We start from the raw sequence: 19,511 nt of genomic DNA on the forward strand, positions 1-19,511 counted from the left end.
ATTTGAGCCAATAGGGAAAATTAAGTCATTTATCTAGAAGGCGGAAGTATCTTGGAATAAACCTACTTTTAGATCTGTTGCTGTATAAATCACTCTGCCATCGACTTCGACTTCACCATCAGCTAATCCCATCACTAGCTTACGGTTTACCACACGCTTCATATTAATGCGGTAAATCACTTTTTTCGCCGTTGGTAAAATTTGTCCTGTAAATTTCACTTCACCAACACCTAAGGCTCTGCCTTTACCTTTGCCACCAATCCAACCAAGATAGAAACCAACAAGCTGCCACATGGCATCTAACCCTAAACAGCCCGGCATTACTGGATCACCAATAAAATGGCAAGCAAAGAAAGGCAACTCAGGGTGAATATCTAGTTCTGCTTCAATATATCCCTTACCAAAGGTTCCCCCTGTTTCATTCATTTCTACAATGCGATCCATCATTAACATTGTTGGGGCTGGGAGCTGTGGGCCTTGTTCGCCAAATAATTCACCACGCCCTGATGCCAATAAATCTTCATAGTTGTAGCTACTTTTTTTATTTGGTGTACAAGTGTTTGTCATTTTTATGTCCTCTAATATGTGATGATACTGAATGTATCAATTCGGCAGCTATTCTATCAGGCTTTCGATGAAATAGATACAGCTAACACTTGTTCGCTAAACTTGTCCGATCAGTGGGTAAATAAGTGAATTTTAATAAAGAAAAAGGCGAACATTGCTGCTCGCCTAAAAAATTGGAAAAATCTCACCGCTCTTTTAACGAGACTTAATTCTTCCTCAGTTTTTTGCTCTGGTTTGGTAGAAAAGTGCGGTGTAAAAAATGTTAATTTTTTCTCCCCAATAACCAATACCAAAAACCACTTTTTTGTTGCTCAGAATGGGCGTTTAAACGTTGATTAATAAGCTCACTGAGTGGCTGATTTTGTTCATTATACGTGCTATCTTCCTCGGCTAATAAATGGCGTTTAAACAAAATCTCACAGGCTTGAAAAACATCATCAACCGCCCAAATTGAAAATTGCTGATTTTTCACCGCATTGATTACCTGTTCCGATAAACTCAGCTGATTTAACACTGCAGAAGGCACAATCACGCCTTGATTCCCCGTTAGCCCTCGTTTTTCACAAATGGCAAAAAAGCCTTCAATTTTTTGATTTACTCCACCGACAGAATGAACAAGTCCAAACTGGTCAATCGCCCCTGTAATTGCGATGGACTGAGGTAACGGTTGCAATGCTAAGGCACTGGCTAACACACAGAAACAGGCAAGCGATGCACTGTCGCCATCAATTTCACTATAAGATTGCTCAAAAACGATAGAGGCAGAAAACGGCAGTTGAGTCGGTAAATCCAAAATATTCGCTAAACAGACTTCAGCAATCATTGTGCCTTTACTATGAATATTGCCTGCCAGCTCATTTTTACGTTCAACATCAATCACTTCTCCCTCACCAAGCTGAACAATACAGCTAATCCGTGAAGGTTCACCAAAGGATATTGGGCTACCGGGATACTCAATCACCGAAAGCCCATTAATTTGCCCGACTGCCTCACCTTGAGTGGCAACATAAATTTGTTCGCGCAGAATATCGGCATAGGTTTGCTGTTGTAAAAAGCCTTGTTGCTGCTGTTTTGCTTGAAAATATTGCTCAAATTGCACCGCACTTAATTCATCGGATTGTGCTAAGGTTCGGGTGTTGCTCAGCATTTCTTTTAGCTTTAACGGTGAAATATTAATACAATGGCGATCTTCACTTTCTCGCACTAAAAGCTGATATAACCTATTTATTCCCTCAATGCTAAGCTGTATGCCAAGCTGTTTGGCATAAGACTGCACATAATTTTGCCATTGTCGCTGTGTTTGCTCATCATCAAGAGAAAAATAGCTTTCAATTTCGCCATAATCGGCAAGTTGGTAAAGATTTTCGTCTAATTCTTCTAATAAAGCGAGTTGCGTGCGATCGCCCAATAAAATCACTTTTAATGCCAGATCGTAACTTGGAATCTCACAAGGCAATGGTTTATAAGGGTGTAAAGACTGCCAATGAAAATGCTGTTCGCTCAAAAGCTGTTTTAATCGTTCCCATAAGCCTACTTGTGTTAATAAAGGCTCTACGCTTAAAATCAGTACCCCACCATTGAGTTGATGGACCAAGCCACTTTGTAAATCAATCTGTTGTGCGTTTTCTCGTACATTACCAAATAATCGCTGGTGATCATAATAGATCGCACTTGCCACTTGTTTTTTTGCTGCAAAATTATCTTCCAAGCTAGTCGCATTTTGTAAGGTGATAGTAGGCAATAGTTGCTCAGAACCTTGTTCAATATGATAACGCACACCTTGCAACGGCAAATGTTGTGGTTGGAACTTACTGATGTATTTTTCCAGTAATACCGCATATTCCCCTTGCTGATCGGCTTTTAACACGAGCAAAGTGCGGTCAGAATTTTGTAAGAATTGCGCAATGCTAGCACGAGCGCGAGATTGTAAATCAAAAAAATCAATAGATTGTGAAAAATCTGCTCGTCCGGCTAATTCAGGACGCAAATTCTGCCAAGATAAAACTTGATTAAATAACGCAGGCAAAGTATGTGGCTCTCTTTAGGTAATGGTTGAAAAAGTGGATTATCGCATAATCTGCTAAGCTTGAATATCCCACAAGTAGCGACTAAATTTAAATAAACGAGAAAAATCTCAATAAGAATTATTAGGCGGATTTTTGAATAACTTGAGTAAGAAGCTCTTTGATCGCAGTTATCTCACTTGAATATGAAATGAGAAAAACAATAAATGCAATAATTGCTGTTGATGCTGCAATGACAAAACCCGCAGCTGCCTTATACCACTTACGCTATTCAACAACTTTATCAAGTTTATTATTAATTTCAATTAATGTTTTTTCCATTATTTTGAAGTTTGCTTTGAGTTCTCCAATATCTTCTTTTATTTCACTTATTTTTCCCTCAATAGAGACAAGCTCCTCCTGTCTGCCTTTCAATTCAGTATAAGTTGAGGTATAAGTAGTAACAACAGTACCAATAACTGATGATAACTCATAATTCTTTTTCATTGCCTTATTCCTCCATTTTATGAAGTCTATCCTGCAACATCTTTATCATTTCATTCGTGCTTGCAAAAATATCTTTTTGATGTTCAGGTGCAATGCTATCAGAAGTAATCATTTGATTCTTTACATTTTCTAATAACTGAACAATATCCTGTATAACTTGCGTAGAATTTTGTTCAGTAGTAGATAATGGTAAAACGATTCCTCGTAAAACGAGATCTAACCCTAACACTCGGTTAAACAGAGAGAGATAGCTTCCTCATTATAACGAGTAAATCGCTCAAACTCCGCTCTAGAAATGTAATCAGACATATGATTCTCCTTGATAATTCATCGCATTTTGCAATAAATAACATAGATTGTAAAGGATAATGAGCTGACCTATTTAACAAAACAAATCCCATTAATAGAGGCAAATGAATAAAATTTACTAGCGAAAAAAATCAGAACAGCGTAAACTTATAGAGTTACCCCGTAACGGACTTGAGGAAATACGATGAAATACCAAAAGCTAGAAAATCAAGAAGCGCACTGGAAATGGCTCTATTTAACCAAAAAAGCCCGTGAAGGGGAGCAAATTACACGCTATGAAGAGCGTAGTTTACAGCAAGAAATGGTACGCCGTTTGATCGCTGTGCAAAATAATGCTGTACAAATAGAAGAATGGGTGAAAATGCATCTTTCACCTAATTTAGTCGTGAAATTAGATCAAGCGATTCGCGCGCGGCGTAAACGTTTTTTCAATGCGGAAAAGCAAACCACCAAGAAAAAATCAATTGATTTAGAATATTCTGTATGGTTAAGGCTATCAAGATATGCTAAGAAAATGAAAATGACGCTTTCTGAAACCATCACTTATATGATTGATGAACGGGAAAGTAAAGCGGCTTATGAACACCAAATGTCGGCAATGAAAGAAGGGTTAAAAGATTTATTGAAAAAATAGACCGCACTTTTAAGATAAGATAAAGCCTCCAAAAATGGAGGCTATTTTATTCTTTGAGTTAGTCGATAAGCCGGGTTCTGTCGTTGAACAATCATTCATCTAGGCGTTTATTCACACAAACGCTCAAGCAACCTACCCGAACTCTGAGCGGGCCACCCATTGAGTTCCTATTTGGTCTTGCTACGAGTGGAGTTTACCCTGCTGTGAAATGTTACCACTCACACGGTGCGCTCTTACCGCACCCTTTCACCCTTACCTGTGCTAAAAAGCCATCGGCGGTCTGCTCTCTGCTGCACTTGTCGTAGGCTTTCGCCTCCCAGACGTTATCTGGCACTCTGCCCTATGTAGCCCGGACTTTCCTCTCGTCTATTTGTCCCACTAGGTCGTTATAAACGGTTTAGGGCTTCAATAAACCAGCGATTGTTTGGCTAACTCGGAGCAAGAGTATAGCGCAATATCAAGGAAATGCAAGAAAAGCACAATAAAATATCTTGCTAGAGTTCATAAAAAACTTGCGCTAAAATAACCGCACTTTTGCTTAATATGAAAGAGGCAACAATGGATTATCTTAAAATCGCACAAGACACCCTCGCGGTGGAACAAAAGGCCTTACTACAGCTAAGCCAGCGTTTAGATGAGCAATTCAACCAAGTGGTAGAATTAATTCTAAATTGCGAAGGGCGCTTAGTTGTCGGTGGAATTGGTAAGTCAGGGCTGATCGGCAAAAAAATGGTAGCAACCTTTGCTTCCACAGGGACGCCCAGTTTTTTCCTTCACCCCACAGAAGCCTTTCACGGCGATTTAGGTATGCTCAAGCCCATTGATATTGTAATGCTAATTTCCTACAGCGGTGAAACCGATGATGTAAATAAACTTATTCCAAGTTTAAAAAATTTTGGTAATAAAATCATTGCATTAACCAGCAATAAACAATCCACCTTGGCAAAACACGCAGACTATGTGCTAGATATTACGGTGGAGCGTGAGGTTTGCCCGAATAATCTTGCACCGACCACTTCTGCCTTGGTTACACTCGCCTTGAGTGATGCCCTTGCCGTTGCATTAATTACCGCAAGAAACTTCCAACCTGAAGATTTTGCCAAATATCATCCGGGAGGAAGTTTAGGTAAACGCTTGTTATCCCGAGTGAAAGATCAGATGCAAACTAAATTACCTATTGCACAGCTTTCCACCTCATTTACCGATTGTTTAAGCATTATGAATGAAGGACGTATGGGGGTGGCAATTGTAATGCAAGGCAATGAATTAAAAGGCATTATTACCGATGGTGATATTCGCCGAACGCTCACACGCAATGGTGCGGAAGCCTTAAGTAAAACCGCACAAGAACTGATGACCTCACAACCTAAAACCATCAATGCCAATTGCTATTTAGCAGAAGCAGAAAATGTGATGAAAGAACACAAAATTCATTCATTAATTGTGTTAGATGACGCTAAAAACGTGGTAGGTTTAATTGAATTTTCGAGCTAATACTATGATTTCAAACGAACAATTACAAAATATCAAACTCGTGATCACCGATGTAGACGGCGTACTCACAGACGGTTTACTCCACTATGATGCCAACGGTGAAGCCTTTAAAAGTTTCCACGTTCGCGATGGTTTAGGCATTCGTATGTTAATGGAAAATGGCGTACAGGTTGCCGTACTTTCTGGGCGAGACTCCCCTATTTTACGCAAACGCATTGCTGATCTTGGTATTAACCTGTTCTTTTTAGGCAAATTAGAAAAAGAAAGCGCCTGTTTTGAATTAATCAAACAAGCTGGCGTAACCCCAGAAGAAACGGCATTTATTGGCGATGATAGCGTAGATCTCCCAGCTTTTGCAGTATGTGGATTATCCTTTGCGGTAGGTGATGCGATGGATTATGTACAAGATTGTGCCGATTACGTGCTACAACGTCACGGTGGTCAAGGCGCATTTCGTGAAATGTCAGATATGATTATGCGTGCGCAAGGAAAAAGTGATGCTTTTGCCACCGCACAAGGCTTTCTCAAAACCGTAGAAAATATGGCACAGTAAAACAATCAAAAAGAAAAGTGCGGTCAAAATCTTCATCAAATTTTTGACCGCACTTTATTGCAAAATAACTTTTATTTCCAACGCCAAAATACTGGAAATAAAAGATCTTTAACCTTTACAACATAATATACTCCAACGGCACATCAGCTAAATAAGCCAATAATTCTTCTGCCATTTTACGATAAGAAAGATTGAGAGGTTGTTCCACCATCACAACCCGTTGGATCGTTTCTGTTTCTGCGCCACTTAATAACAAATAATTCAATGCTACTTGCATTGCCGGTAATGCAGGGTTAAATGCGGCATTTTCAGCATAACTTCCACAGAAAATTTGATGATCTTGCAACTGAATTGCAATCCCCGAATAGCTTTGCGAATAAGGGGCATGAGCTTGGTTAGCGGCATTTAAAGCGGCCAAAATAACAGGATCTTCTGTGCTATAACTTAAACCATTATGATGTTCATCAAATAATCGACAAGAAATAGCCAAATCTTTTGGACCAAACGAATCAGGCAAATAGTGATGCAGCAAATTATTTTGGCTATGAGGCAAGTGAATATGCAACGTTTCAGCACTGTTTAATTCATTCATAAACTGGCGACAATGTCCGCAAGGTGTATAGTTTACCGTTACGTCCGTTAATTTTCGCTCTCCTCGCATCCAAGCGTGGGAAATGGCACTTTGCTCTGCGTGAATAGTTTGCTGAATATGCGTGGTGCAAAACTCTTGATTTGCACCGAAATAGAGATTGCCACTTTCCCCCATTACAACAGCCCCAACGCTAAAATGAGAAATCGTTGGATTTGCATAACACGCACTAATAGGCAGTAAGACTAATGCCAATTGTTTGGCGGTCAGATGATATTTTTCACATAAATGATTAACCGTAAAATACGGGAGAAAACCTTGAAAATGCTGTTCTGCAAGGATATTCCAAAGATCTAAAGCCAAAGATGGATGACTTAACTCAGGAAGTGATTGCCGAATTCTCTCTGAAATATGTTGTTGAAGATGATTATTCATTTCGCACTCTCCTTTACATCACGATAAAACATTGTGAATCATAAAGTAGAATGCGATAAAGATCTTGCGAAAGACATCAATTTTGTGAGCTAGCTCAAAAATCCCATTTTTAATTGCATAAAATCTAGCTAACCTATTCATCTATCAGTAAAAAATAAACAAAATAATGACCGCACTTTACTAACGGCTCAAATGCATATTTTCTATTTTAGCTTCTATCAACTAATGAATTGAATATAAGCCTATTTGCCAATTTCCGCCGCCACAAGCATCTGCACCAGTGCATTAAAAACTGGGCTTTCTCTACGGCTTGGGTAATAAAGGTGAAAGCCTTCATAGCGCACCGCATCATCTTTGAGGACGGCGACCAGCTCACCTTGTGGACTTTCTTGTTTTAAGACAAATTCAGGCAGCCAAATCAGCCCTTCGCCTGCTTTAGCTGCGGCAAAAAGCAGGTCAAAATCATTGGTAATCAATGGGCTTTGGCTTGGGGTGATGGAAAAAGTGCGGCCATTTTTATCGCAAAATTCCCACGCCATCAGGTTATCAAGGCTTGGCAGGCGGTAAAGCAGGCAGCTGTGGCTGTGCAGTTCGTCTACCGTTCGGGGCGTGCCGTGGCGCTCAAGATAGCTTGGGCTTGCTGCCACCACCATGGTTAAATCAGGACTGATTCGCCGTGCAATCATATCTTTCGCCAAAAATCCGCCCAAGCGGATACCTGCATCAAAGCGTTCGTGAATGATGTCGGTAAAGCGTACATCGCTGTGCAGCTCAAGGCAGACGTTGGGATAGGCACGGCGAAATGCGGCAAGCGGTTTTTGCAAAAGATAACGAAAAACGAGCGGCGAACCCGTCAGCCGAATACGGCTTTGCGGTTCATGGGCAAATTCCTGCACCAGTTCGGTGCTGTTTTGCACGGCACGCAGCAGCGGTTTTAGCTCATCGTATAGCCGCTGCCCTGCTTCGGTGAGGGCTAGGCTTCTCGTGTTACGCTGCACAAGCCGCACGCCAAGCGAGGTTTCTAACTGTTTTAGGCTGTAACTTAGGGTCGATTGGGCAATGCCAAGCTGGGCAGCCGCTTTGGTGAAACTGCCCGCGTCAATAATGGCGGTGAACAAATGTAGGCGGTCGAGACTTTCCATGTTTTTATCCGTAGATTGTTTGAAAATTAAACGGCAAAAAAAACGATTATGCGTATTTTTCGATAAAGCATATCGGAAATGATGGGCTAATCACAGCCATTTTTTTCGTCTATACTGATGCCTCTAGATAAAAAATGAAAGGATAAATTCATGATTTCATATAAAAAAGCCATCTCGGCTGGTATATTATCGCTATTTCTTATCGGTGGTGCCAATGCTATGGATTACCGTCAAAATCCTTATGGTTTGACTTACGAGAATGCCATAACCGCCAATATTGCAGGCAAGGTTCAAATTCACCCCGTGCATTACAAACAGATAGAAACGGGGATTGATATCGCCGCCAATGTTTATACACCAGCAGATTTTAACCCTACTAAAAAATATCCTGCCATTGTTATTGCTCACCCTAATGGCGGTGTAAAAGAGCAAGTGGCAGGACTGTATGCCCAGCGTCTTGCCGAACAGGGCTATATCACCATTGCCGCAGATGCCGCTTTTCAAGGGCAAAGCGGTGGCAGCCCCCGCAATGTTGATAAACCCTTTTATCGCACCAACGACATTCACGCCATGATTGATTTCATCAGCACCTATCAAGGCGTAGATAGCAGCCGCATTGCAGCACTGGGCATCTGTGGCGGAGGTGGCTACACGCTTAAAGCCGCTCAAACCGACAAACGCATTGCCGCAGCGGCAACCATCAGCATGTTTAACACAGGTCTTATACGCCGTGAAGGTTTAGCGGGCAGTCTGCGTTCAAGTCTGCCAGAGCGACTGCAAAAAGCCGCCGCTGCACGAGAAAAACTCATTCGTACTGGCGAAGTGGACTATGAAGCCAATGCCAATCCCAGCCAAGTTACCGACGCCATTCTTGCCCAACTACCAGCAGGATTGTATCGAGACGGGGCTGTTTACTATGGAAAAACCCATTATCACCCCAACGCCAGCCCACGTTACACCACCGAAAGCCTAATTGATTTAATCGCCTTTGATGCCACCGACCAAATTGAGCTCATCAACCAGCCTTTACTCATGATTGCTGGCGACAAAGCCGATACCGCCTATATGACCCAAGATGCCTTTAAGCAAGCCACTGGCAGCCAAAACAAGCAACTGCACCTTATTAAAGGTGCAAGCCACATTGAAACCTACTGGAAACCCGAGTATGTACAAGATGCCCTAAACAAGCTTACCGAATTTTTTAACAAAAACCTTTAAATTTCAAAAGAGAGAAAAAAATGAACAACCCAACTTTAACCCTAAAAAACGGCGTATCTATGCCCAAAATCGGCTTTGGTGTTTTCCAAATGAACGATGCCAAAGAATGCGAACAAGCGGTACTTGGTGCCATTGAATCGGGCTACCGCCTGATAGACACCGCTGCCAGCTACCAAAACGAATGTGAAGTCGGCAACGCCATCAAACAAAGCGGTATCGCAAGAGATGAACTCTTCATCACCACCAAACTTTGGCTGCAAGATGCAAGCTATGAGGGTGCCAAAGCCCAATTTGAGCGTTCTTTAAACCGCTTGCAGCTTGACTATGTGGATTTGTATTTGATTCATCAGCCTTATGGCGATGTGCATGGGGCGTGGCGGGCGATGGAAGAGCTGTATGAAGCAGGCAAAATCAAAGCTATTGGCGTAAGCAATTTCCACCCCGACCGTGTGGCGGATTTGATGGCGTTCAACCGCATTGCCCCGATGGTTAATCAAATTGAAGTCAATCCGTTTCACCAGCGGCTGCATGATGTGCCTTGGCTGCAAACGAACGGCGTGGTTGCCGAAGCGTGGGCGCCCTTTGCAGAAGGCAAAAACGGCTTATTTACCCACCCTGCACTCACGCAAATCGGCGAAAAATACGGCAAAACGGTCGGACAAGTGGTGCTTCGCTGGCTGTATCAGCGTGAAATCGTCTCGCTTGCCAAGACCGTGCGTCAAGAACGTATGCAAGAAAACCGCAATATTTTTGACTTTGCCCTAAGCCAAGAAGATATGCTTGCCATCACCGCCCTTGATACTCAAACCTCTGCCTTTTTCTCACACCGCGACCCTGCCATGGTGGCGTGGCTGGCGAGCAGAAAGCTTGAGGTATAAACGGCGTTTCAAAATAGCTGCAAGCAAACGCCAAAAGGCGACCTAAAAACGAAAATGAAGTTTCAGGTCGCCTTTCTTGGCAAAATACCGTCTAAAACAGTAAGATTAAGCGGTTAGCCAGCTAGCTTTCCCACAATTTTACGCAACAATGCCACTTCACTTGCCTCTAAATTTAAGCACTGTGCCATCTGCTCGGGGATAGTGCAGGCTTCATCAGCCAAATCTTTGCCCGATGGCGTGAGAAAAACCTGCACCACACGTTCATCTTCTTGACTGCGTTCACGTTTTATCAGCTCTTTGGCTTGCAAGCGTTTAAGCAGAGGCGTGAGCGTGCCACTGTCCAAATGCAATTTCGCCCCAATCTGATTCACCGTCTGACCATCGCACTCCCACAGCACCAGCATTACCAGATACTGCGGATAAGTCAAATCCAGTTTTGCCAAAAAAGGCGTGTATCGGCGCGTGATTTCTTTGGATAAGGCATAAAGCGGAAAACAGATTTGATGGTCTAATTTAAGCTGTTCATACATTTTCAGGCAGCCTCTCTGCGATATTCATTCATAAAATGGTGTGCAATAGAATCATCAAAAATAACCGCCTGAAAACGGCTTGCCCTCTTACAAATCAAAGGTTTCAATCACTTTAACGTGCAGGCGGACAGGCACATTGCCACGGGTGGCATTGGAATAAGGGCAAACTTCGTGGGCTTTTTGAATCCATTTTTTTGCCTCGTCCACGCTCACGCCCTCAACAGTAACCGTGATGTCAATATCCAAGCCAAACGCCTCGTCCTCTTTTTGCCCGATACCAATGGCAACCTTGGTGCTTGATTGTACGGGTTTAAGCCCTAAGCTCGGAGCAACGTGGTTCATCGCACTGTCAAAACAGGCGGCATAGCCCATGGCAAAAAGCTGTTCGGGATTGGTGCCGACCTTGCCGCTTTGATTTTGAAAACTGACCAAGTCAAAGCCGATAGAGCCGTCATCAACCTGTGTATGTCCATCGCGTCCGCCTGTGGCCGTGGCTGAAGTGTGATAAAAAATTTTCATGCTATGTTCCTTATGTGGAGGTTAAAAAGTTTTGCTTCTGATGGCAAATATCATAGCTTAAAATTAAATTGTGAACAATATAATTTTTTAAAATTTTTTCTACTTGGTTTGGGGCGGACTGAAGATTTTGGGATTTTTGGCAAATGCTTTTAAATGGTGATTTTTGGGATACCCATTTTCACCCGAGTTATTAGAAAAAGGGTTTAAAGATAAAAGCGAAATAATTCATCAAATCAGAACAAAAACTTGGTGGTTTTACACCGCACTTTTTTAATCGACTTTTCCAATAAAATGCTACCTGAAAGCAAAAGTCAGTAATACTCAAGTAATACTCAAAGCCGATAATGCGATGTAAATCTGTAATTTACTGATGTCGATAGTCATTCGCTTGTTGTAATAATTGACGACTTTCTTTAAGAAATTGTTCTGAATAATCGCCAAACCAATCACGCACTTTTTCAAATGCGTTGATAAAACCTTGTTTATCGCCGTTTTCAAAAAAAGTGAGGCTTTCTTCATAACTTTGTTTTAGGCTTTCGATCACTTCAAGGTTTTCGGGTTTATCCATAATAATATCGGCATATAATGCCCCATCTTGAGCGAATAGACGCCCGATCATGGCTAATTCTAAGCGGTAAATGGGGGAAGATAATGCTAATAATTTGGCTAATTCCACGGGTTGTTTGGATAAATGTAGCCCGTTGGCGAAGGTAGCAAAATGGCGTAAAGCTTGAATATAAGTCATACTTTGATCGTGTTCTGCCGCATCCACTTGATAAATCTTCGCGCCCCAAATACTGATTTGATCTAACAGCCATTGATAGCGCTCAGGATAACGCCCATCACAACGCACAACAACTTGTTTTGCCATACTTGCAATATCTGGCCCGAACATTGGATGCAAGCCCACTACTGCCCCCTTATGCACTTCTAGCATTTTAGCTAGCGGGGCTTTTTTCACCGATGTGAGATCGGTGAGTAGCATATTTTCGGTTAAATAAGGGGCAAGGCGTTCGATGGTTTCTACTGTGTTTACGATGGGTACAGAAACAATGACTACATCTGCGCCCGATAGAATCTCATCTGCTTGGTCCCAATCATTTCGCCCTAAATTTTCAACTTGATAGCCAGAAAGTTGTAGATAACGCCCGAATAATCCGCCTAGCTTTCCATTTCCGCCAACAATAACAATTTTTTTAATGTTTGGATTAACGGTTTTAAAACCAAATTGATTTTCTCTGGTATAAGATTCTCGCATTAAACGACGTAGTACATCTTCGATTAAATCAGGCGGTACACCAAGTTTTTCTGCTTCTTGTCGTCTTGCTTGCAACATTTCTGCTTCACGATTTGGTACATAAATAGGTAAACCTTGTTGATGTTTTATTTCTCCCACTTTTTTTACCAATGCCAACCGTTTTGCGAATAATTGCAATAATTCTTGATCTAGTGTATCAATTTCTGTACGCAGTGCTTTTAGGGCGTCCACATTGTTGTCCTTATTTCTTTACAGTTTGGTTATTTTCTTGCTCAAGGCTTGTGCCATTTGGCGTAATAATTTTTCACTCGTTTCCCAATCAATACAAGCATCGGTAATGGATACGCCGTATCGCATTTCACTTATCGGCTGTTCCGCACTTTGATTACCTGCGTTGATATGGCTTTCTAGCATCACGCCTATAATTGATTGGTTGCCATTGACAATTTGCTGCGTAACGTCTTGAGCTACAATTGGCTGACGACGATAATCTTTATTGGAATTACCGTGGCTACAATCCACCATAATTGCCGGTGCTAAGCCAGCTTTTTGCAATTCTTGTTCGGCTTGTTGAATAAATTCGGCTTGATAATTTGGCACTTTACCGCCACGCAGAATAATATGTCCGTTTGGATTGCCTGCCGTGTTGAGCAAATTTACCTGCCCTTGTTGGTTGATTCCAATAAAACTATGCCCCATTGCCGAAGCCTTCATTGCATTAATAGCTGTTGCAATGCTACCATCTGTGCCATTTTTGAAACCTACCGCCATTGACAAGCCTGATGCCAATTCACGGTGTGTTTGTGATTCCGTGGTTCTTGCCCCAATAGCTGACCAACTAAATAAATCCGCCATATATTGGGGTGTGATAGGATCAAGAGCTTCAGTAGCAAGCGGTAAGCCCATTTCTGCCAGTTCTAACAATAATTGGCGTGCAATATGCAATCCGTGTTCCACATCAAAACTACCGTCAATTTTCGGATCATTGATTAATCCTTTCCAGCCGACTGTCGTACGTGGTTTTTCAAAATACACTCGCATCACAATGTAAAGCTGATCTTTTAATTCATCTGACAAGGCTTTCAATCGTTTTGCGTAATCCAAGGCAGAAAGAGGATCGTGAATGGAACAGGGGCCGATCACCACTAATAAACGATTATCTTTTTTATGAATAATATTCGCAATATCCGCCCGCGATTGCTCAATTTGATGAGATAAATGTTGCGGTAATGGCAATTTTTCTTTCAGTTCGTGTGGTGTAATTAGCACTTTTTCATTAACAATATTCACATTATGAATGCTATCTTTGTGATTTACGTGGTTCATTTTTCTTTCCTACTCACCCTCAGGATGTAAATTTTTATATACAACATATGTAACGCATAAATTACACTTAAACTAAGAGAAATTCAACTTGTTTTACACGGAATTTACAAAATGGTGCGAAATTTCTGCCAAATGGGTGGTACATTTTCTGGCAATTCAAGAGATCGTCCTAATTCAATCCAGCCACAAGGAAAATGGAAATCTGACCCAACAGAGCCAAGTAAACCTTGTTCAAGCGCCCAACGCGCCAGCAATAATCGTTGATCTTTCGTTTGCCCACAACCCGAAACCTCAATTGCATCACCGCCGCTTTGGGCAAAATCTGTAATCAGTTTTTTGAGCCATTTGGTGGTTAAGGTATAGCGCAATGGGTGCGCTAACACCGCCACACCGCCTGCTTGGTGAATAATGTCAATCGCGCTAGGAATATCCACCCATTCCGCTTTTACATAAGCTGACTTCCCTTGCCCTAGATAACGTTTGAAAGCCTGATTAATATTAGAAACCTTGCCGATTTCCACTAAATAGCGCGCATAGTGCGCGCGGGTTACTTCGCCTTGAGTGAAGCGCTTTGCCCCTTCAAAAGCATTTTCTATTCCTAATTTTGCTAATTTCTCGCCAATTTCCATTGCTCTTGCTAAGCGTTTTTCTGCTTGCTGTTGCAAAAGTGCGGTCATTTTTTCGTGATTTTTATCAAAATCCAATCCCACAATATGAATAGCGCGATTTTCCCATTGCGTCGAAATTTCCACCCCATTAATCAGCGTAATACCTAATAAATCAGCCTGTTCTTGTGCCTCCGTTAAACCTGCAACGCTATCGTGATCAGTTAATGCCAACACGGAAACCTGATTGTCATAAGCGCGTTGCACGACCTCTTTGGGGCTTAATACCCCATCAGATGCCGTGCTATGACAATGTAAATCGTAAATCTTTTGCATTGTTGTTCCTAAATAAAAAAGTGCGGTACTTTTTTTGTAATTTTTCCGCTTTAAGTTAAAAAAATAAAGACGGACATTCGCCCGCCCTTATCTCTGTTTCATTTATTGCTATTTCAAGGCTGCTTCTCAAGCCTTTTCTGGTTATATATCCATTAAAAATGGGTTACTAGCTCTTTGATTAATCTAGGGCCTTGATAAATCAAGCCTGAATACACCTGCAATAATTGCGCACCTGCCGCTATTTTTTCTTGCGCGCTAGCAACACTGTTTATGCCACCACTGCCGATTATCGGAATATCATCTTTTAATTCTTGATATAAATGAGCGATGATTTGGGTGCTTTTTTGCTGTAATGGCTTTCCACTTAACCCACCAATTTCATTGGCATTTTTTGAACCTTGCACGCTGTCGCGAGCAATGGTGGTATTCGTTGCAATAACCCCATCAATCTTGTGACGTCGTAACGCATCTGCAATTTGTACCAATTCAGATTCAGTTAAATCTGGTGCAATTTTTACCGCAATTGGTACATATTTATTATATTGGTTCGCCAAAATATACTGACGGGCTTTAATACTTTGCAATAAATCGTCTAACGCTTCACCATATTGTAACTGGCGTAAATCTGGCGTGTTGGGCGAGGAAATATTCACCGTAATATAGTCGGCATAATTATAGGCTTTATTCAAACAATAAAGATAATCTTCTTTACCGCGTTCAATGGGGGTGCGTTTATTTTTGCCAATATTAATCCCGATCACGCCATCAAAACGCGCTTTCTTGACATTTTCAATCACCGCATCAATGCCCTGATTATTAAAGCCGTTACGATTAATAATGCCCTCTTCCTCAATTAAGCGAAATTGACGAGGTTTAGGATTGCCCTCTTGCCCTAAAGGGGTAACAGTGCCGACTTCAATAAAACCAAATCCCATTGCACCAAAGCCATCAATGGCTTCAGCATTTTTATCTGCGCCAGCGGCTAGCCCAATAGGATTTTTAAATTTAATCCCCATAACCGTTTTTTCATTACCTTGTGGGTAAGCGAACAACGCTTTAACCAGCGGATATAAGGCAGGTTTACCAGCAAGTTTTAATAGCTGGATCGTTAAATTGTGGGCATTTTCAGCATCAAGGCTGAAAAGTGCTTTTCGGATTAAAGGATACATATTCACTCGTTTATCTCACTGGATAGTTAAACTGTAAAAAAGTGCGGTCATTTTTAACCGCACTTTGGTTGGATTATTGTAAAGCTTTTTCGATTTTTTCAAATAAATCCTTAGAGAGGTTTTCCACTTCGCTCAAGCGTTCTAAGGCGCGTTTCATCAAGGTTTGACGCTGTGCATCATAACGTTTAAAGCGAATCAATGGCTCAATTAATCTTGAGGCAACTTGTGGATTGGTGTCGTTTAAACGAATTAAAATATCCGTTAAGAAACGATAACCTGCCCCATCTGCAGCATGGAAAGCACGTGGATTTTGTCCTGCAAAACTGCCCACTAAAGCACGCACACGATTTGGATTATTAAAGTTAAAACTTGGATGATCCATTAGTTGCACCACAATTTGTAGCACATCAGTATCAGGTCGTGTTGCTTGCAAGGCAAACCATTTATCCATCACTAAGCCATCGTGCTGCCATTTTTGTTCAAAATCAGCCAATAACTCATCACGGCAAGGTAGCTGTGCTTTCGTTGCTACTGATAACGCCGCCAAACAATCTGTCATATTATTTGCATTCACATAGTGCTTATACACCAAATTATTGCCTAAATGGGTATATGCCAAATAATTTAGGCAGAGATTACGCAAAGCACGCAAGGCAATGTCTTGCTGAACCACACGATAATCTTCCAAATGAATATGCTGATAAATGCGGAATAACTCTGACTTCAAATATTCTGCTAAGGTACGTAGCATAAACTCACGCACTACGGCAATGCCTTCAGGATCAATGGTTTTAAACAGCTCGGCAAATTCGGTTTCTTTCGGTAAGGTAAGAATTAACGTGGTTAATTCTGGATCTTTCTGATGGTTTTCTAATACTTGACCTAGTGCGGTAAGAATTTCTTCTGAAAATTCAAGTGGTTGCCCTTGCTGATATTGTGATAAGTTACGACGTAACTCGTTACTAAACAACATTTGCGCTGCATCCCAACGGATAAAATCATTTTTCGCAAACTTCAATAAGGTAATCAACTGTTTGGTGCTGTAATCATAATCTAAACGCACTGGCGCAGAAAAATCACATAATAAGGCAGGCACAGGGCGTGAATAAATATTATGAAATTCAAAGGTTTGCGTCTGTTCTGTGACATCTAACACATCACTCACGACTTCACCATAATATTGCAAAGATTGGGCAATTCCTTGCTCATCATAAAGGGCGATTTTCAATGGAATATGTAAATTCACTTTATCCATTTGATCGGCGGTTGCTGGCGTATGTTGTGATACTTGCAAACGATAGGTATGCGAACGTTCATCATAGCTATCACTAATAGTGAGTTCTGGCGTGCCTGATTGACTATACCAACGGCGGAACTGACTGAGATCGATGCCATTCGCTTTTTCCATTGCCTGCACAAAATCTTCACAAGTCGCCGCTTTGCCATCATTTTGTGAAATATATTCTCGCATTCCTGCTTGGAAACCTTGTTCCCCTAGCAAAGTATGCAACATACGAATCACTTCTGCCCCTTTTTCATAGACGGTTACCGTATAGAAATTATTCATTTCAATCACTTTTTCTGGGCGAATTGGATGCGACATAGGGCTTGCATCTTCAGCAAATTGCACGGTACGCAAGAATTTCACATTATTAATCCGATTTACCGCCCGAGAGCCGGTATCAGAGGAAAATTCTTGATCACGAAATACCGTTAAACCTTCTTTTAAGCTAAGCTGAAACCAATCACGACAAGTAACACGGTTGCCCGTCCAGTTATGGAAATATTCGTGAGCAATCACGCTTTCAATGGCTAAATAATCTTCATCGGTCGCGGTTTGTGGATTGGCCAATACAAATTTATCATTGAAAATATTCAAGCCTTTGTTTTCCATTGCCCCCATATTGAAGAAATCTACCGCAACGATCATATAAATATCTAAATCGTACTCTAGCCCGAAACGCTCTTCATCCCATTTCATTGATTTTTTCAGGCTTTGCATTGCCCAATCGGCACGGTTTAAATTGCCCCGATCCACATAAAGCTCAAGTTTCACTTCGCGTCCGCTTTGTGTGGTAAAGGTATCTTGCAAAACATCAAAATCCCCTGCCACTAAGGCAAATAAATAGCTCGGTTTAGGGAAAGGATCTTGCCATTCCACCCAATGGAAACCATTATCTAGCTCACCGCTGGCAATACGATTACCATTAGATAATAAATAAGGGTATTTTGCTTTCTCGGCAGTGATTTTGGTAGTATAACGCGCTAGCACATCAGGACGATCGAGCATATAGGTAATTTGACGAAATCCTTCAGCCTCGCATTGCGTACAAAGGGCATTTCCTGACTGATATAAGCCCTGTAAAGAAGTGTTTTCCGCTGGATTAAGATAGGTAATAATTTCTAATTCAAATTGCTCAACGTTAAGATGCGTCAGATCTAAGCTTAACCCTTCACTATCTTGCTGATATTTCTTAAAATCTTCACCATTTAAACGAATTTCTGCAAATTGAAAACTATGCCCGTCTAAACGTAATTGTGTTGCCGCCGAATTTAGTCGCTGATATTGGCTTTTCGCTGTTACCACAGTTTTTTCTGGATCTAATTGAAAATCCAAGAAAATATCCGTTACGGTAAAATCTGGCGTGCGATAATCTTTTCTGTATTTAGCTTTTGTCTGCATATATGACACCTAGTATGCTTGTTTTTAAGAAGGTTATCCAATATGAAATCTTTATTAAGATTAGGGTAGAAAAATTGTTGCTAGGATAAGATTTTTAGCCCAAAGTTGCAAGGAAAACAAGCCACGCTATGTTCACTTAATCAGGTTATCTTGCTAATTTTTGGTCAATCAAGCAAACAAGGCAATCGTTTGCTTATAAAGCGTAAGCTATGCTATCCTAGTTCAGTTAATTTTTTATGAATAGGAAAAACTATGCCAAACCAAATCGCTGAAATTGCAATTGTAATGGGATCAAAAAGTGATTGGGCGACAATGCAAGAAGCCGCTCAAATTCTCACAGAGCTTAACGTGCCTCATCATATTGAAATTGTTTCAGCTCACCGTACCCCAGATAGATTATTTCAATTTGCTGAAAACGCCGAAAAGGATGGTTACAAAGTGATTATTGCGGGGGCTGGCGGTGCGGCTCATTTGCCGGGAATGATCGCCGCCAAAACCCTTGTTCCCGTGTTGGGCGTTCCAGTAAAAAGTGCAACCTTAAATGGCGTGGATAGTCTTTACTCTATCGTGCAAATGCCAAAAGGCATTCCTGTTGGGACATTAGCCATTGGTGCGGCGGGGGCAGCGAATGCTGGGTTATTAGCGGCACAAATCTTAGCCCGTTTTAACCCTGAACTTGCCACACGCTTACAGCAATTCCGTCAAAATCAAACACAAACCGTGTTGGATAACCCCGATCCGCGCGGTTAAGATGCA

19 protein-coding genes and 1 other RNA gene are annotated in these 19,511 nt (G+C 41.5%); 6 read left to right on the plus strand and 14 right to left on the minus strand.

What is annotated here, in order from left to right; genetic code table 11:
- Positions 1-33: 33 nt before the first annotated feature.
- From fabA to L5B83_RS08370, 4 genes are all read right to left on the minus strand, one after another.
- Positions 34-567 (minus strand): bifunctional 3-hydroxydecanoyl-ACP dehydratase/trans-2-decenoyl-ACP isomerase, encoded by a 534-nt coding sequence (fabA, locus tag L5B83_RS08355; RefSeq protein WP_250363030.1) that lies wholly within the window; start codon positions 565-567, stop codon positions 34-36.
- A 262-nt stretch (positions 568-829) separates the two neighbouring features.
- Positions 830-2,593, minus strand: coding sequence for a Lon protease family protein (locus L5B83_RS08360; protein WP_265761903.1), 1,764 nt, complete (start codon positions 2,591-2,593; stop codon positions 830-832).
- 265 nt (positions 2,594-2,858) lie between these two features.
- The gene (locus tag L5B83_RS08365) at positions 2,859-3,077 is read right to left on the minus strand and encodes a hypothetical protein (RefSeq protein WP_265778138.1); all 219 of its coding nucleotides are present in this window, start codon (positions 3,075-3,077) and stop codon (positions 2,859-2,861) included.
- 4 nt (positions 3,078-3,081) lie between these two features.
- Positions 3,082-3,306 (minus strand): hypothetical protein, encoded by a 225-nt coding sequence (locus L5B83_RS08370; protein ID WP_265778140.1) that lies wholly within the window; start codon positions 3,304-3,306, stop codon positions 3,082-3,084.
- A gap of 264 nt (positions 3,307-3,570) precedes the next feature.
- Here L5B83_RS08370 and matP point away from each other — a divergent pair, with 264 nt between their 5' ends.
- Positions 3,571-4,020 (plus strand): macrodomain Ter protein MatP, encoded by a 450-nt coding sequence (gene matP, locus L5B83_RS08375; RefSeq protein ID WP_250350231.1) that lies wholly within the window; start codon positions 3,571-3,573, stop codon positions 4,018-4,020.
- Positions 4,021-4,070: 50 nt separating this feature from the next.
- On the opposite strand, the gene rnpB is transcribed toward matP, so the two are convergent.
- An RNA gene (rnpB, locus tag L5B83_RS08380) (RNase P RNA component class A) lies at positions 4,071-4,456 on the minus strand.
- A 122-nt stretch (positions 4,457-4,578) separates the two neighbouring features.
- On the opposite strand from rnpB, the gene L5B83_RS08385 reads away from it, so the two are divergent.
- Together L5B83_RS08385 and L5B83_RS08390 are read left to right on the plus strand one after the other, a co-directional pair.
- A complete protein-coding gene (locus tag L5B83_RS08385; protein WP_250363033.1) occupies positions 4,579-5,514 on the plus strand; it encodes a KpsF/GutQ family sugar isomerase in 936 nt (311 codons plus the stop codon).
- Positions 5,515-5,518: 4 nt separating this feature from the next.
- On the plus strand, positions 5,519-6,067 hold the full coding sequence (locus L5B83_RS08390; RefSeq protein ID WP_250350229.1) for a KdsC family phosphatase: 549 nt from the start codon (positions 5,519-5,521) through the stop codon (positions 6,065-6,067).
- 115 nt (positions 6,068-6,182) lie between these two features.
- Here the strand turns inward: L5B83_RS08390 and cdd are convergent, their stop codons facing one another.
- Both cdd and L5B83_RS08400 read right to left on the minus strand, forming a co-directional pair.
- Positions 6,183-7,091 (minus strand): cytidine deaminase, encoded by a 909-nt coding sequence (gene cdd / locus L5B83_RS08395; protein ID WP_265778141.1) that lies wholly within the window; start codon positions 7,089-7,091, stop codon positions 6,183-6,185.
- Between the two features lie 242 nt (positions 7,092-7,333).
- Positions 7,334-8,233, minus strand: coding sequence for a LysR family transcriptional regulator (locus L5B83_RS08400; protein ID WP_265778142.1), 900 nt, complete (start codon positions 8,231-8,233; stop codon positions 7,334-7,336).
- Between the two features lie 150 nt (positions 8,234-8,383).
- Here L5B83_RS08400 and L5B83_RS08405 point away from each other — a divergent pair, with 150 nt between their 5' ends.
- Both L5B83_RS08405 and L5B83_RS08410 read left to right on the plus strand, forming a co-directional pair.
- A complete protein-coding gene (locus L5B83_RS08405) occupies positions 8,384-9,451 on the plus strand; it encodes an alpha/beta hydrolase (RefSeq protein ID WP_265778144.1) in 1,068 nt (355 codons plus the stop codon).
- A 20-nt stretch (positions 9,452-9,471) separates the two neighbouring features.
- Positions 9,472-10,329 carry an aldo/keto reductase gene (locus L5B83_RS08410; RefSeq protein ID WP_265778145.1) on the plus strand — a complete coding sequence of 286 codons (858 nt, stop codon included), beginning with the start codon at positions 9,472-9,474 and terminating at the stop codon, positions 10,327-10,329.
- Positions 10,330-10,442: 113 nt separating this feature from the next.
- Here the strand turns inward: L5B83_RS08410 and L5B83_RS08415 are convergent, their stop codons facing one another.
- The 7 genes from L5B83_RS08415 to pepN all read right to left on the minus strand — a co-directional run bounded on the left by L5B83_RS08415 (position 10,443) and on the right by pepN (position 18,755).
- A complete protein-coding gene (locus tag L5B83_RS08415) occupies positions 10,443-10,859 on the minus strand; it encodes a MarR family winged helix-turn-helix transcriptional regulator (protein ID WP_265778146.1) in 417 nt (138 codons plus the stop codon).
- 87 nt (positions 10,860-10,946) lie between these two features.
- Positions 10,947-11,378 (minus strand): organic hydroperoxide resistance protein, encoded by a 432-nt coding sequence (locus L5B83_RS08420; RefSeq protein ID WP_265778147.1) that lies wholly within the window; start codon positions 11,376-11,378, stop codon positions 10,947-10,949.
- Positions 11,379-11,742: 364 nt separating this feature from the next.
- Positions 11,743-12,867 carry a bifunctional chorismate mutase/prephenate dehydrogenase gene (tyrA, locus tag L5B83_RS08425; RefSeq protein ID WP_265778148.1) on the minus strand — a complete coding sequence of 375 codons (1,125 nt, stop codon included), beginning with the start codon at positions 12,865-12,867 and terminating at the stop codon, positions 11,743-11,745.
- An 18-nt stretch (positions 12,868-12,885) separates the two neighbouring features.
- Entirely contained in the window at positions 12,886-13,962 is a 1,077-nt protein-coding gene (locus L5B83_RS08430) for a 3-deoxy-7-phosphoheptulonate synthase (RefSeq protein ID WP_265778149.1), read from the minus strand.
- A gap of 104 nt (positions 13,963-14,066) precedes the next feature.
- Positions 14,067-14,903, minus strand: coding sequence for an RNase RNM (gene rnm / locus L5B83_RS08435; protein WP_265778150.1), 837 nt, complete (start codon positions 14,901-14,903; stop codon positions 14,067-14,069).
- Positions 14,904-15,055: 152 nt separating this feature from the next.
- Positions 15,056-16,072 (minus strand): quinone-dependent dihydroorotate dehydrogenase, encoded by a 1,017-nt coding sequence (gene pyrD / locus L5B83_RS08440; RefSeq protein ID WP_265778152.1) that lies wholly within the window; start codon positions 16,070-16,072, stop codon positions 15,056-15,058.
- A gap of 73 nt (positions 16,073-16,145) precedes the next feature.
- Positions 16,146-18,755, minus strand: coding sequence for an aminopeptidase N (gene pepN, locus L5B83_RS08445; protein ID WP_265762012.1), 2,610 nt, complete (start codon positions 18,753-18,755; stop codon positions 16,146-16,148).
- A gap of 252 nt (positions 18,756-19,007) precedes the next feature.
- Between pepN and purE the strand changes: the two genes are divergently transcribed.
- Complete coding sequence (purE, locus tag L5B83_RS08450) at positions 19,008-19,505, plus strand: 5-(carboxyamino)imidazole ribonucleotide mutase (RefSeq protein ID WP_265762013.1); 498 nt, start codon at positions 19,008-19,010, stop codon at positions 19,503-19,505.
- The last annotated feature ends 6 nt before the right edge of the window (positions 19,506-19,511 follow it).

The organism is Avibacterium sp. 21-599 (genome assembly GCF_026226765.1).
In the GTDB taxonomy this organism is placed as follows: Bacteria; Pseudomonadota; Gammaproteobacteria; order Enterobacterales; family Pasteurellaceae; genus Avibacterium.

What these genes read in the sequence shown, in the direction of transcription:
- fabA (WP_250363030.1), bottom strand. Translation starts at nt 567, where the DNA reads ATGACAAACACTTGTACACCAAATAAAAAAAGTAGCTACAACTATGAA.
- L5B83_RS08365 (WP_265778138.1), bottom strand. Translation starts at nt 3,077, where the DNA reads ATGAAAAAGAATTATGAGTTATCATCAGTTATTGGTACTGTTGTTACT.
- matP (WP_250350231.1), top strand. Translation starts at nt 3,571, where the DNA reads ATGAAATACCAAAAGCTAGAAAATCAAGAAGCGCACTGGAAATGGCTC.
- L5B83_RS08385 (WP_250363033.1), top strand. Translation starts at nt 4,579, where the DNA reads ATGGATTATCTTAAAATCGCACAAGACACCCTCGCGGTGGAACAAAAG.
- L5B83_RS08390 (WP_250350229.1), top strand. Translation starts at nt 5,519, where the DNA reads ATGATTTCAAACGAACAATTACAAAATATCAAACTCGTGATCACCGAT.
- cdd (WP_265778141.1), bottom strand. Translation starts at nt 7,091, where the DNA reads ATGAATAATCATCTTCAACAACATATTTCAGAGAGAATTCGGCAATCA.
- L5B83_RS08400 (WP_265778142.1), bottom strand. Translation starts at nt 8,233, where the DNA reads ATGGAAAGTCTCGACCGCCTACATTTGTTCACCGCCATTATTGACGCG.
- L5B83_RS08405 (WP_265778144.1), top strand. Translation starts at nt 8,384, where the DNA reads ATGATTTCATATAAAAAAGCCATCTCGGCTGGTATATTATCGCTATTT.
- L5B83_RS08410 (WP_265778145.1), top strand. Translation starts at nt 9,472, where the DNA reads ATGAACAACCCAACTTTAACCCTAAAAAACGGCGTATCTATGCCCAAA.
- L5B83_RS08415 (WP_265778146.1), bottom strand. Translation starts at nt 10,859, where the DNA reads ATGTATGAACAGCTTAAATTAGACCATCAAATCTGTTTTCCGCTTTAT.
- L5B83_RS08420 (WP_265778147.1), bottom strand. Translation starts at nt 11,378, where the DNA reads ATGAAAATTTTTTATCACACTTCAGCCACGGCCACAGGCGGACGCGAT.
- L5B83_RS08430 (WP_265778149.1), bottom strand. Translation starts at nt 13,962, where the DNA reads ATGAACCACGTAAATCACAAAGATAGCATTCATAATGTGAATATTGTT.
- rnm (WP_265778150.1), bottom strand. Translation starts at nt 14,903, where the DNA reads ATGCAAAAGATTTACGATTTACATTGTCATAGCACGGCATCTGATGGG.
- pyrD (WP_265778152.1), bottom strand. Translation starts at nt 16,072, where the DNA reads ATGTATCCTTTAATCCGAAAAGCACTTTTCAGCCTTGATGCTGAAAAT.
- pepN (WP_265762012.1), bottom strand. Translation starts at nt 18,755, where the DNA reads ATGCAGACAAAAGCTAAATACAGAAAAGATTATCGCACGCCAGATTTT.
- purE (WP_265762013.1), top strand. Translation starts at nt 19,008, where the DNA reads ATGCCAAACCAAATCGCTGAAATTGCAATTGTAATGGGATCAAAAAGT.